The organism is Methylotuvimicrobium sp. KM1, from assembly GCF_044788715.1.
GTDB lineage: Bacteria > Pseudomonadota > Gammaproteobacteria > Methylococcales > Methylomonadaceae > Methylotuvimicrobium.
On sequence record NZ_CP173170.1, the window covers coordinates 2,716,801 to 2,732,028 of the forward strand.

Genomic DNA, 15,228 nt, shown 5'->3' on the forward strand with positions numbered 1-15,228 from the left:
TTTAGGTGTTGGGTGAACGGCGGTCCTCGATAGACACACCCCATTCCTTTTATTTTTAGACGGTTTTTCAATCAAAAGTACTATTGCCCATTCTCGCGCGAATCCTTACGGTCAATCTATGCCACGCAAAAGCGGTAACTGAGGAAAAAAGCAAACCTAGTCAAGCTAAAAACTTGAACAAAGCCTCTTGATTGGCTGCGGGTAATTCAATCAGCAAATCGATCTTCTCGGAAAAATCCTGCTGTATAATTCGCCCTTCCAACTTTTTGAGTTGATACTCGAACTGCTGCATTTGAGGATAGGCGAGCGTTAATCTGACTCTTGTCAGTTCCACATAATCTATGATTTCCGCCGACTCGATGACATGCTTCGCGGCGTTGCCGTAAGCCCGCGTCAACCCGCCGGCGCCGAGTTTCACGCCACCGAAATAACGAATCACCGCAACTAACACATTGATGAGATCCTTACCCTCCAAGTGCTGAAAAATCGGTTTTCCGGCTGTACCGGACGGCTCGCCGGCATCATGAAAACGGCAAATGAATGCTTGCTCCGTCCGAATTCGATAAGCGAAGGCGATATGACTGGCATCCGGATATTCGACCGCCAACTGCCTGAGATTTTGCAAAGCTTCCTGCTCATCGGCAACCGGTATAATGACTCCGATAAAACGCGATTTTTTGATGATGTCTTCAATCGTATGACGCGACTTGATGAACTGCATTTTTACTTTCAATTTTTAGTGTAATTGTTCAACATGAGTTATGTACAAAAACAAGCTGCCTACATACTCATACTGAATAATTACGATTTATTTAGGATTTAATAATGAATCGCCAGCTGGCAATCAACTATTATTTAATTATGACTAACCCTTTTAATCATTATCTACGCTTTTATTGCATTATCATCGGTATTTTTGCCTTAATTTTAACAGGCTGTTCAACGGTAAAGGAATCGTTGCCGGCGCGAACCGCGACCGAACAACTGTTACTCTCCACCGCGGCCGATCACGCCGCGCAAAAAATGGCGATTAATTTACCGAAACAACATAAAGTTTTCCTGGATGCTAAATATTTCGATACTGAAAGCACCGATGCTAAATATGCCATCGGTGCGATCAAGAACCAATTATTGACTCTTGGATACCCCGTTGTAAGGGATAGAAAAGATGCTGACTTCATCGTCGAAATTCGTTTGGGCGCTTTATCGATCAATCAACACAAAAGCCGCTGGTTAGGACTTCCGCACCTGAACGTCCCCATTCCACTAACGGGGACCCTTGAAATACCTGAAATTATTTTGCTGGGCAACAATAAACTGGAGGGCATCGCGAAAATAGGCTTGTCTGTTTATGATGCTAATGAAGGTAAGCTGGAAAGTGTTATTGAGCCAAGCTATGGTTTTTCCCGATTCGTTGAATGGACGGTGTTATTAATCAGTTGGACCGATTCAGATTTAATACCGAAAAATGCCCGCAACGAACATGAAAGTCCCAGGCTCCATGAACGTTTGTTGATCAATGGCGAATTTTAGACCTTAAGATAGTCAAGGCTTGCTTTAACCTATCAAAAGTATTTTGTCCACGGAACACACAAAAATCACTAAAATATTTAAATAGTTACCTGATTAGCAAGTTTCTTCAGCTAAAGCCCAAAGATCAGCATATCCTTAGCAGGACAGGGTTCGCAAGCCATGCGCGTCAAGCTAAAACGGCCACCCCACATCACGCTCTTTCCCAAGCTCCAGCTTGGGAAAGCCCCCCCCGGAAGCTCCAGCTTCCTGAGACCGACACAACCTCCGCACATTCTCAATCAACCCCGGCTCGCTCGTTCAATCTTTCTTGATTGTCGGGAAGCTAGAGCTTCCTGAACAGGTTACCCAAGCTGGAGCTTGGGTAACAGCATATTTTAGTTTTTGCGACTACGACTAGCCCCTGCTCGGACACTTGGCTTCGGCAAGCTGAAGCATCTTGCTAATCAGGAATAGTTATGCTTTCCAAGTTACTCACCCAAAGGGGTATTTATACCTTTCGCACTTCAAATTTCGGCATTGTCGGAGGAGGCCTTGGGGGGTGCTCGGTAAAGGCTTTGCCAGCATGGAGCTGGCATAGAGCCTACATGGACGTATTTACCCAGCACCTAAATTCCATAACCCATTGGCCATGGTTATTTGTCTTGGTTAATTTAGGTGCTGGGTTTACGGCGTCCTTTGACGGGTACCCCAAGGCCGAATTTTCATCTACGATGGGTATAAGAGATTTCTGTAACCGAATGAATAATTACGTGTATTTCGTGAACTGACTGCGGAATTTAAGTTTAAAGAGCACCTTTACGTTTTTGCTTTCGTGCCAGCTTTTTCGCAGCCTTCTGCTCCCTGATCACGGCCAGCTCGGCCAATTCTTGCTCCATCATCGCCGGCGTTTCCAGCGTGAGTCTGCCCAATATTCCCGAACGAAGTTCCGATAACAAGATCTTCGCAGTCTTGTCGATATCAACCAGGCCGCCTGAGCGCAAACAGCCTCGACTTTTTCCGATGGCAAGCATCAAGTCGTGCTCGTTGTTAGGAAGAGGATCTATTTTGAATCGATCAACTAGACAATCCGGATAAAGTTTAAGCAGAAATTCGGCGGCAAAATACGCAATGTCGTCATGCTTGATCGCAGTATCCTTGATCGCGCCGGTCACCGCGAGCCGGTAGCCGGTGTTTTTATTTTCCAAATTCGGCCAGAGCATGCCTGGCGTATCCAGCAGAATAATATTGTTTCCGATCGAGATGCGCTGTTGGGCTTTAGTAACGGCCGGCTCATTGCCGGTCTTAGCGATGACCCGTCCGGCCAATGCATTGATTAATGTGGATTTTCCGACATTCGGAATCCCCATGATCAACGCATGAATCAAGCGATTATCCGACTCATCGACAGCCAGCAATTTACGGCATAATTCTGTCAACTGCCTGATTTTTTCCGGCTGTTCGATACTCAGCGCGAGCGTTTTCACGCCTTGTTCACGCTCCAAATAACCTTGCCATTGCCGTGTTGCTTCAGGGTCGGCCAAATCGCTTTTATTCAATACCTTGATGCAAGGCTTAGAACCCCGAAGTTGCGCCAATAGCGGATTTTCACTGCTGAACGGAATGCGCGCATCAAGAATTTCAATGAACAAATCGACCTGAGGCGCGATCTCCCTGATTTCCTTCCCTGCCTTGTGCATGTGCCCCGGATACCATTGTATATGCATAATAAATTGTCAAATCCCAATAAAAATCATAAACCAAGCCCACCTTTTACCTTTCAAGCGCCGAACGAAGGGTATAAAACCGTTCGCAAAGTTACTGGACGTTGGAGTGTGGAAACGAGTAATGTCGCGGTACATGCGATGATACACACATAGCCCCCTTCATGCCTCTATATCGCGAAGCTAGAGCTTCGAGTATGGCTTTCCCAAGCAAGGAGCTTGGGAAACAGCGGATCTTTCCCCTTTTCCCTTTCACCTTTTCAAGTCCCTCTGCTCCAAAACAATCAACCAAGGGCGGTCTTTAGTCGGCTTCACGATACCGTTGTCATCCAATGTCACGCGCGTCATCGACACGGCATCGAGCACATTGCCGCCGATCACGTCGAGTGCATCGTTTTTTTTGGCAACGACCAAATCGCAATGATAAGGCCCTCGGCGTAATTGTCTGAATGCCTGGACTTGTTGCGTAAAAATTTCGCTACGCGGCGCGCATAATAAATCGCCGGGGTTAGGACTGAAAAAGTGTGCGTCGCGGGCGATAAACCGAGCATTTTTTCCGGCGAACATCGAATGTTCGATATAGTCCCAATGCAGCACGGTCGAAGGCAAATCCTGTTCCGGCACACCGGCGCTCCGCGCCAACCAAACGATAAAGGCGGCCGACCACGGCCGGACTTCGCCATCGTGATTCAGTAACGGCAAATGCGTCGCGTTGTACCAATAAAGAATGACGCGCGAGAAATAAGGCGCTTGGGTTTCGTGCGTCGGCTCCTTGTCTTCCGGATAGATCAATTCGGATTCCCCGACGCTATAGTCGGCTATGGGGCGTCCGAATAGTGTCCATTCCTGTTGCGCCAAATAAATCATGCGCTCCCGAACCGAAGGAATCATGAAAGCCGGAGCGATACCGCTTTGATGCATGACCCGAAACGTCCCGTCCTTGACCGGTGCGGTGCAAGCGGTTACCGACAATATCGGCACCCAAAATAGCGAGCGTAGAAAAAAAACCGCGCTGTCTTTCATAATTAAGGAACGAGCGCGAAATAACTTTTTCAGATGTCGTAAGAGGGTTCGGTGACTCGATTGACAGGTGTCGGCGTCAGGGAAAGCCGCCGTAAAGTCTACACGGACGTATTTACGGCGTCCTGTCAAGCGAGTTACCGAACCTCCACAAAGCGAATTTATTTTGCGCATATTCCTAACCCTTGCAGCGCAATGCGAATCCTACAGGCTATCGATAGTCTACACATGGCTCTTCCGACAAAAGGCTCAATCCGACTCGGCAATATACCGCAACGCTCGGTCCAACGCTTTAGGATCGCCGCTGATCAAAGCTTGTGCCTCGGTTTCACGACGCAACCAAGTGAACTGCCGCTTCGCCAATTGCCTCGTAGCGACAATGGCTTTTTCGATCATCGCGGCATGACCGTATTCGCCTTGCAAATATGACCACACTTGCCGGTAGCCGACCGCACGTATCGACGGCATTTTTTCCGACAAATCGCCGCGCCGATAAAGTTTTTCCACCTCTTCGATCAAGCCTTGTTCCAACATCTGATGAAACCGTCTTGCGATGATTTCGTGCAGTAGTTTTCGGTCTTGCGGCGCGATGATCAATTTGACCGCGCGAAAAGGAAGCGGCTGCGTCTCGGCTTCGCTGAACAATTCGGTCAAGGTTTTGCCGGTCAATCGATACACCTCGAGCGCCCGTTGCATACGTTGCGGATCGTTCGGATGAATACGCGCGGCGGAGTCCGGATCAATTTGCGCCAATCGCCGATGCATCGCTTCCTTGCCGATGTGTTCGAGCTCTTTATCCAGCTCGGCCCTAAGCGCCGCGTCGGCGGACGGCAATTGTGCCAAGCCGTGATTGAGCGCATTGAAATACAGCATCGTGCCGCCGGTCAGCAACGGCAGTTTACCTCGAGCGGCAATATCCGCGATCAATTTCAGCGCTCGGGATCGAAATTGTCCGGTCGAAAAGACTTCACTCGGATCGAGAATATCGATCAAATGATGCACAATGCCGCCTCTTTCAGCCTCCGTGGGTTTGGCTGTGCCGATATCCATGCCGCGATAGACGAGCGCCGAATCGACACTGATAATCTCGGCATCGAGCGCTTCGGCCAGTTGCACCGATAAAGCAGTCTTGCCGGAAGCGGTCGGCCCCATCAAAAACACTGCCGTGGGCTTGGTTGATTGGGGCACGATACACTTAGGAACGAGCATGAAATAACTTCGACAAATGCTGAAAGGAGGTTCGGTGGATCGATTGACAGGCGTCGGCGGCAGGGCAGATTTTTGCTCCTCGGCAATTGCTCCTGCATTGCCCTAATACACGCCATCCATGGCGTAATGCAAAATCTGCATTCATGCCATCCATGGCAATCTGATAGCCGCGGTCGAGCCTACATGGATGTATTCACGGAGCCCTGTCAAGCGAGTCGCCGAACCACCACGATGCCTAAAACTTGTAGAAGTAAATTTGTGCATATTCCTTACCGTCCGCGCAGGAAAAATTTATCTAACTCTTGAGTCGACAGTTCGACCCAGGTCGGGCGTCCGTGATTACATTGCCCGATGCGTTCGGTCCGCTCCATGTCGCGCAGCAAAGCGTTCATCTCGTCAATCGACAAACGGCGGCGCGCTCGGACCGAGCCATGACAAGCGACCGTCGCGAGAACTTCGTTGGCTTTTTCCTGAATCCGCGTACTCAAGCCGTGCTCGATGATATCGGCCAACACGTCCCGAATCAACGCTTCGCTATCGCCGCCGGCCAACAATACCGGCACCGAACGCAGAACAATCGTTTCGGGCCCCGAACGGTTTAATTCGAATCCGAGCGCATTGAAAAATTCCTGGTGCTGTTCGGCCAAGTCGGCTTCACTATCGCTGACTACGATCTTAATCGGCAACAGCAACGGCTGGCTAGGCACGCTACCGTTGTTGAATTGTTGCTTCAAGCGCTCATAAGTGACGCGTTCATGGGCGGCATGCGTATCGACCAGAATGATGCCTTTCGGTGTTTCGGCAAGAATATAGATATTATGCAGATGCGCGACAGCATACCCCAATGGATAATACGGCTCTTCGCTGGTCGGCCCAGGCTCGGGTCTTTGGCTTTCAGGTTCCGGCTCGGCCACCGGATACAATGATGCGTAAGCGCGAATATCCTCCTCGACATGCAGCGGCAGCGTATTTTGCTTCGGCTTGGCTTGAAATTGGACTTGTGGCTTGAGGGATGGCTGCTCCGGAGATTGCGGCGGCATCGGAACGAATTCTTCGATCGGAACGGACCGTTGTTCTTGACTCCCCGGCCGTAAATCGGCCAACGAACGATGCAGCGCCCGATACAGAAAATCATGGACTAGACGACCTTCCCTGAAACGGACCTCGAGTTTAGCCGGATGCGCGTTGACATCGACCAAGGCCGGATCGAGATTCAAATACAGCACGAATACCGGATGGCGGCCGTGATAAAGCACATCCTGATAAGCCTGTTTAACCGCATGCGAAACCAACTTGTCCTTGATCAAGCGACCGTTGACATAAAAAAACTGCATGTCCTGCTGGCTTCGCGAGAAAGTGGGTAAACCGACCCACCCGGTCAATTGCAAACCCGAAGCCTCGAAATCGATTTTGACCGAATTGTCAATAAACTCCGAACCGCAAATACCGGCGATGCGATGTTCGCGCTGCTCCTCGGTCGTGACCGGTTTCAGATTCAACACTTCGCGTTGATTATGCGTCAAGACAAATCCAATATCGAAACGGCTCAATGCCATGCGTTTAATCAACGTTTCGATATGACCGAATTCGGTTTTTTCGGTTTTGAGAAATTTTCGACGTGCCGGCGTATTATAAAACAAATCGCGCACATCGACTGTCGTGCCTTGAGGATGCGGGTCCGGTTGTGGATCGAAATTTTGCTCGGAACCGTCCGCATCGACTAGCCAGGCGCAATCGGCGCCCTCGGTTCTGGAAATCAACGTCAGCCGGGCGACCGAGCTGATGCTGGGCAAGGCTTCGCCGCGAAAACCCATTGTCGAAACATGCTCTAAATCATCAAGCGTTGCGATTTTGCTGGTGGCATGGCGAGACAAGGCCAGCGGCAAATCATCCTTGTCGATACCGCAGCCGTCGTCTCGGATTTTGATCCGGCGCATGCCGCCCTGCTCGATCTCGATGGCAACAGACGTAGCCCCGGCATCGAAGCAATTTTCGACCAACTCTTTAACGACCGAAGAAGGCCTTTCGACAACCTCGCCTGCGGCGATCTGATTGACGAGTTGAGTCGGAAGAGAATGAATACGCATGGAACAGCCTAAAATCAAATCGGCTATTTTAGCCGATCAGTCAAAGCCATGTCAGTTTGAATTGCACCCGGTTAATAGCGATGGCGGAACTCCATTCATCTTTCATCTTTCATCTTTCCCCTAACCATCACCCATCAACAGGAATACTTAAAACTTGACCGATCCTCACCTGATTATTATTCATTGCATTAGTCGTTTTAATTTTTTGCATGCTGATTCCATATTGCTGCGCTATACCTGACAGAGTCTCGCCACGGCTGATGACGTGTTGTCGACCTTGTTCGGCGATATAAGTTCCGGCTGGAGCCGCCTGCTGAAAGTAACTGTCGATACCATTGAAAATAGCTCGGGCCATTTTGCTCTGATGAGCAACACTGCGCAGTTTACTTTCTTCGTCCGGGTTCGAAATAAACGCGGTTTCGACCAAAATTGCCGGTACATCGGGCGATTTAAGCACCAAAAAACCAGCTTTTTGCACCGACCGAGAATGTAAATGACCAACTTGCTTAAGGCTTCCGAGTATCTTTGACGCTGCATTTTGACTGGCTTCTTGAGTGGCGGTCATCGATAGATCGAGTAGCACGGACGCCAATACATCGTCTTTATCGACTAAGCTGACGCCTCCAACCAGGTCAGCGGAATTTTCATGATTGGCCAACCATCGCGCCATTTCGGTCGTTGCGCCTTTGTTAGATAAGGTAAATACCGACGCACCTTTGACACTTGGGTTATCGTACGCATCGGCATGAATCGATACAAATAAATCGGCTTTTGCTTTCCTGGCAATTTTCATGCGTTTTTTCAGATCAATAAAATAATCGCCCTGCCGAACCAAAACGGCTTTCATTCCGGGCTTTTTATCGATTAAGGCCGCCAGCTTTTTCGCGATCGCAAAAGTCACATCTTTTTCATGAGTGCCATGCGGGCCTTTTGCACCGGGGTCTTGGCCACCATGTCCGGCATCGATCGCTATTACAACGTCTTTGCTGCGTTGCGGCGCTTTTTTCACCAATTTATTATGTGATACAGCTAACGCTTCGGGCCTTGCGGAAGGCCTTTTGGTCCGATTAGGCGAAGGGTTTCGCTTCGAAAGCAATGGATGCGATGCAACCGACCGTGTAACGGGCGGCTTGGCAGCAAGACCATCCTGTTTGGCAAACAAATCAATCATCAATTGATAGCCACCGGATTGATTAGCCGGAATCGTCAAACTCTTAGCTATTCCGTTCTTTTTCAAATCGACGACAACTCGCAAATCTTTATCGTTACGAACCGCACTTCGAATTTTTTTAAACAACGGATGATTGGAAGACGGTTGGTCAAGTTTTCCGTTTAAGCGAGCATCACTGATGTCGATAACTAAACGCGGGGGATTATCCAGTTGAAATACTTTGTGTGAAAATTGCGCCGACAGATCGAAAATCAACCGGGAGTGATCGGAAGAAATTTGATGCTTCAAGGAATTGACCGCCGTTTGTTGCGCAAACACCGATCCTGCCCAGAATTGCAACATCGCAATGAATAAGATATTAATAAAACTACGCATGACCCAACCCAAGCTTGCTATTTTACCGACGGTAAATCCCCGTCATTGAATGTTTGCCGCTAAATTTATGCGCTTAACTTCGATAAGTATCAAGTTCAATTAAAATTAGCGGACAATATCATTTTTAACTTTTCTATAACTTTAAGACTTGAACACCGAAATTAGACGTTAAGGAACGGGCATGTTATATCTTTCGCAACCAACAGGTTTTGTCATCCTTTCCTAAACGATTGAAAATACAAGCACTTCGATGAATCGCTTAGTCGTCTCTGAATCTTAAAAGCATTCAAGTTATAAATTTGTTTAAAGTATAGCAGTATGTCTTTGTTTTATCACGCTAGATAAAAAATTTTTTACGCTTAAATTGCTGGTCTCCACTTTTAGGTTTCGCTCTTGCCCGACAACGCTTAAGGTCAAGACTAAATCAGGCTCCGGCAGAAACCCTTCGCCCATTTCCGGCCACTCGATTAAACAAACCGCATCTTGATCCAAATAATCATTAATCCCGATCCACTCCAATTCTTCCGGGTCGGAGAGGCGATACAAATCAAAATGAATAACTGCTCGACCACTCGATATATACTCCTCAACGAGTGTATAAGTCGGACTTTTTACCGCTCCCTGATGACCCAACGCTCTCAACAAGCCCCGAACCAGTGTAGTTTTTCCGGCACCTAATTGGCCTTTTAAAAAGATCAAGCATTTATGTGGCAACTGCCTCGACAACTCGGCACCGAAGGCTTCGGTAGCCTCGGTATTTCTCAGTTTTATTTGCATTAATTTACCAAGCGCCTCAAATAGGGCATCAAATCGGTCGCTAAAAGTCCCCGCTCACCGCCATCGGCAGCGGCCGCATCGGCAGCCAAACCATGAATATAAACACCTTGTTCGGCGCTTTCCCAATTACCGAATCCCTGAGCCAACAGCCCGGCAATCACCCCAGTCAGAACATCCCCCATGCCTCCGGTTGCCATGCCTGGATTACCGACATCGGCAACTGCGACATGATGGTGACTAGCAATCAATGTACCCGCCCCTTTCAGTACACAAATACCGCCATATTGCCGCCTGATCAAATTTACTGCCGCGAAGCGATCATGTTCGACTTCGGATACTGAGCATTTCAACAAACGCGAAGCCTCGCCCGGATGCGGCGTCAATATGAAATTGTCACCGTATTGGCCCGAATCCGCCAGCCAGTTCAAGCCGTCAGCATCGATCACCATCGGCTTAGCAGCTCGGATCGTGGCATCGAATAAACCTTTCGACCAATCGCTTCGTCCCAAGCCGGGTCCTAATACAAGAACATCTGCACTATCAATGATCGTCTCTATGCACTCCGGTTCGATGTCACCTCGACACATCAATTCCGGCCGCAAGTTATTGATCAATATGGCATGCTCAGGACGGGTCAACACGGTAACGAGCCCTGCACCAACCCGTAACGCGGCTTCGCCTGCCATACGAATCGCTCCCGAATAACCGAGATCACCGCCGATAACTATGACATGTCCATTATGACCTTTGTGCGCACAGCGACTTCTTTGGGGTAGTTGCAAATAACGAATGCGTTGCGCTGCACAATCGACCTTGTCAAAAACCGCGTTAGGAATATCGAGCGATGCATAATAAATTTTTCCGCAATAATCCGGCGCATCTCCGGTAAACAAGCCTTTTTTCAACCCTATAAAAGACACGGTCAAATCCGCTTTAACCGCACAGCCCATGATTTTTCCGGTATCTGCATTCAATCCGCTTGGAATATCGACCGCAATGACGAAAGCCCGACTGGCATTGATGGCCGCTATAGCATCGGCATATAAACCTTCGACTTCACGATCCAAGCCGGTACCTAGCAGTGCATCGATGATCACTTCTTCGCCAAGTAAAGCTTTCGTATCATAGGCCGCAACTTTACAGCCGCTATCGATGCAATCTCGATATGCCTTGAGCGCATCGCCCTTAAGCCTAGAAACTTCGACAACAGAATAAATCGTTGCCTCCATTCCAGCAGCGATCGCTAAACGCGCTATCACATAGCCATCTCCGGCATTATTACCGCCGCCACAAAAAATCGCGCAACTTGTCGCCTCCGGACAGAACGCCTTGACCCGCTCAAAGACTGATTGACCTGCCCTGCACATTAATTCATAACCTGGAATGCAAAATTCATCGATTGCCGTTAGGTCCAGTTCTCTTACTTGATCGGCGGAATATAGTTCGAGTGGAAGATCTTGCCTGCTCATTGCTTCATCGAAAATCATTGGTTTTAACTTCAGTTTAATAGCCCCAAAACTTATTGGCTTGATCAACGTTAAATCCCTTTGGCGCCGAACAAGGCTTGCTAATTTTATACAGCGCAATGCCGCAATCGCGTTTTTGAGGCTCTCGATAAAAGGCACCCCGCGGGCTTATTAGAGCGAGCGCGTAAGGCCCCGATGTTTTACTATTTTTAACTGTAGCTCGCTTAGTAATCAAAGCAATTTCGCCATTTTGTAAACCGACGAATGTACCGGGGGGATAGATACCGATTTCTCGGATGAATTGATTGGCCAATTGCTCATCGATTTCATTGCCGCGTTTCGCAAACAGCGATTTGATCGCATCATGCGCCAAAACCGGAGCTCGATATTTGCGGCCGGTGATCAACGATGTATAGATATCAGCCAGAGAGATGACTTTAGCCCCTTCGCTGATAGCATCTCCACTGAGCTTATTGGGGTAACCGCTACCATCGTATTTTTCATGATGATGCAAAACCATTGCCAGCCAATCTCTAGATTCTATACCGGCTTTTTTCAATAACATAACGCTGTGTTTAGGGTGTTCTATAACTTGCTGGCGCTGCTCACTCGTCAGAGGGGACTCTTGCTGATAAAGCCGATCTTGTAATTTCAGCATGCCTAAATTCATCGTCAGCGCCGCGCAAACGATGAATTCGTTATCCTCATCGGACAACTGCTTGCGTCGGCCAAGCAAACCGGACAATACAGCAGTATATATCGAATGAATGACGGCATAATTATTAGCGCAGCCTAGTAAATGAATCGCGCCTAATGCGGCATTAGGATCGAATACGGTAATAATCCGTAAAAGCTCGGCAATTTTCGCTATTCGCGGTTGCGCTTCCTCGGCTTTATGAGCCGCTATATCTTGCAGCAATGGAAATAATTTTTGGTTGCAATAAGCGATAGCGGTAAATGGATTGGTTTGTAGTTTTTTTTGATCCGACTCTTGCTTTAAAGCCACGCGTAACTCGATCTCTTGTTCCGTAAGATTCCTATAAACACCCTTTTCAAGCAACACGTTAAGTTGCTTTTCAGTGGTAACAATCGTATTTTTCTTCAATAACAACGATTGCTCAAAGGTAAAAATGGAAAATGGCAGCGGCGTATTTAATTCGATATCGCTTGGCTGTACTTTGACTAACTCTATTTCCATGACACACCTAAAGCTTAGGAATTTTTCGTAACATTCAGTATAGCTTGAAGACTACAAATTTTGCGAAAAGCTGAACTTTAACGTTTCAGCCTATCTTTCACGCTTACTCCCTTTACTGTGAAAGTATGCGAACCGAAGCGGGTGCGGTTGCTCGACTGACAGGCGTCGGCGGCAGGGCAGATTTTTGCTCCTCGGCAACTGCTCCTGCGTTGCTCTACCTCCTGCATCCTTGCAGTCGTCGGCAATTGCTGAGTTACATGGATGTAATGAATGCAGAAAATGCAGGAGCATTTTTCTGCCCTGCATCGCCTAAAGCGCCTACTGTTGGTGCCCTAATACACGCCATCCATGGCGTAAATGCAAAATCTGCATTCACGGCGTCCTGTCGGGCGAGTGACCGCACCCTCTCAACCTGAGAACTTTCATTTGCCGAGACGATGGCTAGACCTTCATGAACGTTACTCCCTTTATACTCAAAAAATGGCTAATTTTATGAAGGTATGGGGTGTGGCTAGCGAGGATGTCGGCAGCAGGGATTGCTGCCGTCAAGCCCCCATGGATGGGTTCACCCAGCACCTAAATTATCCAGGATAGTTAACCATAGACAATGAATTATGGAATTTAGGTGCTGGGTGAACGGCGGTCCTCGATAGACACATCCCATACCTTTTATTCTTCGACGGTTTTTCGATCAAAAGGGAGTATATTCAAAAAATGGCTACCATTATGAAGGGAACAGTAATGCTCCTGATGGATCAGCACTGATCGGAAAAATCAGCCACGTTCGTATTCAGCCTTTAATTCAGCTTTTCCAAATACTGAATCAAAAATTGTAGAGTTCGATTGCCTCGGTATTCGTTGATATCCAACTTGTAAGCAGCATGGATCGTTCGAACTCCCAGCCATTGTTCGGGTTTTTCGATAAAGAAAGCAATCGCGTCGATCAACTGTTTATTTTCTGCCTGACGCAGCACCAATTTTAAATGATGCTGCCCGACGATACGGGCCTGAATTACTTCGAATACACCATCGAAAACCGGCTCCGGAAACTCCTGTCCCCAAGTGCCTGAACGTTGCAACAACTCGGCGAATTCCAATGTCAACTCGTTTTCCGACAATTCCCCGTCGGAATACACCTTCTGTTCCAGATCCATATTCGCTATACGCCGACCGACCATCTCATCGAAGGCCAATGCAAAGGGCGGATAATCATGCATCTGTATGCTCATTCCGGCAGCCATCGCATGACCGCCGAACTTGTTGAGAATATTGGGATGAGCCGCGGCAATGTCGCTCAGAACGTCGCGAATATGCACACCGGGAATCGAACGCGCTGAGCCTTTGATTTCGCCGTTACCGGCCGGCGCAAAAGCTATGACCGGGCGATGCAGTCTATCCTTGATTCTTGACGCCAAAATGCCGATCACGCCTTGATGCCAATTTTCATCGAACAGGCAAACGCCGGCCGGCAGATGTTTTTCATCTAGGGCTTTCATTTCGTTCAATAGACTCATCGCCTCGATCTTCATCTGGCCTTCGATGTCCCGGCGGTCCTTATTCATTTCATCAAGCTGCTGTGCGATATCCTTGGCCAAAGAAACATCATCGGTTAGCAGGCATTGAATGCCCAGCGCCATATCGTCCATGCGCCCGGCAGCGTTGAGCCTTGGTCCCAACGCAAAGCCTAGGTCGGATGAGGATAGATACCGATGATTCCGCCCCGATACTTCGACCAAGGCCAATATTCCCGGATGACAACGACCCGAACGAATTCGCTGCAAGCCTTGATGGATCAAGATTCGATTGGTCTGATCGAGCGGCACGACATCTGCGACCGAGCCCAAGGCAACCAAATCCAGTAATTGCGCTAGATTCGGTTCGGATATGGCTTGTTGTTGAAACCAATCGATTTCCCGAAGACGACTTCTTAATGCAGTCAGGACATAAAACATCACACCGACACCAGCCAATGCTCGGCTAGGAAAAGGTTGGTCCGGTAAATTAGGATTGACGATTGCATCGGCCTCAGGCAGTGACTCGCCGGGCAAATGGTGATCGGTAACCAAAACTTTAATACCCAGCGCCTTAGCCGCGTCAACACCGGCTATGCTCGATATGCCGTTATCGACGGTGATAATTAAATCGGGCTTTTGACGTTTGACCAACTCGACAATCTCCGGCGTCAACCCGTATCCGTATTCAAAACGATTCGGCACGATGAAGTCGACATTGACTGCACCGAACATGCGTAAGCCTCTGATAGCAAGAGCGCAACTGGTTGCCCCGTCGGCATCGAAATCGGCCACAATAGTGATTCGCTGCTGCTTGCTTAGCGCTTCGATCAAATGAGCGATCATGCCCTTCATCCCTGACAACAGCCACGGAGAAGGCAATCCGGCCAACGAACGGTCTAATTCATCCGCGGATTTAATACCTCGGCTTAGAAATATGCGCTGCAAAACCGGATGCATATCACCCAAATCCAGTTTTTTCTTACCCGGAGGACGGGGAATAATTGTTTTTTTAACGCCTTGGGAATACATGGGTAAGGTGCAAGGAGAAAGGGGCAAGGGACAAGGGTCGAGTGGAAATTGCCCAACCCAGTTTCGTTGATAGAACCGTCAGCTACATGACTGTCTTACCAGATAGCACGACATTATAGCCCTCAAACTCTCGTTTTTTCGCACTACCG

The 15,228-nt window shown here is 48.4% G+C and carries 11 protein-coding genes; 1 reads left to right on the forward strand and 10 read right to left on the reverse strand.

Features of this window, described 5'->3' with window-relative positions; translation table 11 throughout:
- Positions 1-160 precede the first annotated feature (160 nt).
- A complete protein-coding gene (locus tag ACINK7_RS11630) occupies positions 161-721 on the reverse strand; it encodes an IMPACT family protein (protein ID WP_404355299.1) in 561 nt (186 codons plus the stop codon).
- A 104-nt stretch (positions 722-825) separates the two neighbouring features.
- Between ACINK7_RS11630 and ACINK7_RS11635 the strand changes: the two genes are divergently transcribed.
- Positions 826-1,533: a DUF6655 family protein gene (locus ACINK7_RS11635; protein ID WP_404355301.1), complete on the forward strand. Its 708-nt coding sequence runs from the start codon at positions 826-828 to the stop codon at positions 1,531-1,533.
- Between the two features lie 782 nt (positions 1,534-2,315).
- Here ACINK7_RS11635 and ylqF read toward each other — a convergent pair.
- The 9 genes from ylqF to recJ all read right to left on the reverse strand — a co-directional run bounded on the left by ylqF (position 2,316) and on the right by recJ (position 15,079).
- Positions 2,316-3,236 carry a ribosome biogenesis GTPase YlqF gene (gene ylqF / locus ACINK7_RS11640; protein ID WP_404355303.1) on the reverse strand — a complete coding sequence of 307 codons (921 nt, stop codon included), beginning with the start codon at positions 3,234-3,236 and terminating at the stop codon, positions 2,316-2,318.
- Positions 3,237-3,485: 249 nt separating this feature from the next.
- On the reverse strand, positions 3,486-4,256 hold the full coding sequence (locus ACINK7_RS11645) for a DUF2272 domain-containing protein (protein WP_404355305.1): 771 nt from the start codon (positions 4,254-4,256) through the stop codon (positions 3,486-3,488).
- Positions 4,257-4,502: 246 nt separating this feature from the next.
- Positions 4,503-5,462: a tRNA (adenosine(37)-N6)-dimethylallyltransferase MiaA gene (gene miaA / locus ACINK7_RS11650; protein WP_404355307.1), complete on the reverse strand. Its 960-nt coding sequence runs from the start codon at positions 5,460-5,462 to the stop codon at positions 4,503-4,505.
- A gap of 269 nt (positions 5,463-5,731) precedes the next feature.
- Positions 5,732-7,549 carry a DNA mismatch repair endonuclease MutL gene (mutL, locus tag ACINK7_RS11655; protein ID WP_404355309.1) on the reverse strand — a complete coding sequence of 606 codons (1,818 nt, stop codon included), beginning with the start codon at positions 7,547-7,549 and terminating at the stop codon, positions 5,732-5,734.
- Between the two features lie 127 nt (positions 7,550-7,676).
- Positions 7,677-9,095: an N-acetylmuramoyl-L-alanine amidase gene (locus ACINK7_RS11660; RefSeq protein WP_404355311.1), complete on the reverse strand. Its 1,419-nt coding sequence runs from the start codon at positions 9,093-9,095 to the stop codon at positions 7,677-7,679.
- Positions 9,096-9,398: 303 nt separating this feature from the next.
- On the reverse strand, positions 9,399-9,872 hold the full coding sequence (gene tsaE / locus ACINK7_RS11665; RefSeq protein ID WP_404355313.1) for a tRNA (adenosine(37)-N6)-threonylcarbamoyltransferase complex ATPase subunit type 1 TsaE: 474 nt from the start codon (positions 9,870-9,872) through the stop codon (positions 9,399-9,401).
- On the reverse strand, positions 9,872-11,341 hold the full coding sequence (locus ACINK7_RS11670) for an NAD(P)H-hydrate dehydratase (RefSeq protein ID WP_404355315.1): 1,470 nt from the start codon (positions 11,339-11,341) through the stop codon (positions 9,872-9,874). The genes tsaE and ACINK7_RS11670 overlap by 1 nt, the downstream gene beginning before the upstream one ends.
- Positions 11,342-11,375: 34 nt before the next feature.
- Positions 11,376-12,536 (reverse strand): HD-GYP domain-containing protein, encoded by a 1,161-nt coding sequence (locus ACINK7_RS11675; RefSeq protein ID WP_404355317.1) that lies wholly within the window; start codon positions 12,534-12,536, stop codon positions 11,376-11,378.
- Positions 12,537-13,333: 797 nt separating this feature from the next.
- Complete coding sequence (gene recJ, locus ACINK7_RS11680; protein ID WP_404355319.1) at positions 13,334-15,079, reverse strand: single-stranded-DNA-specific exonuclease RecJ; 1,746 nt, start codon at positions 15,077-15,079, stop codon at positions 13,334-13,336.
- Positions 15,080-15,228 lie beyond the last annotated feature (149 nt).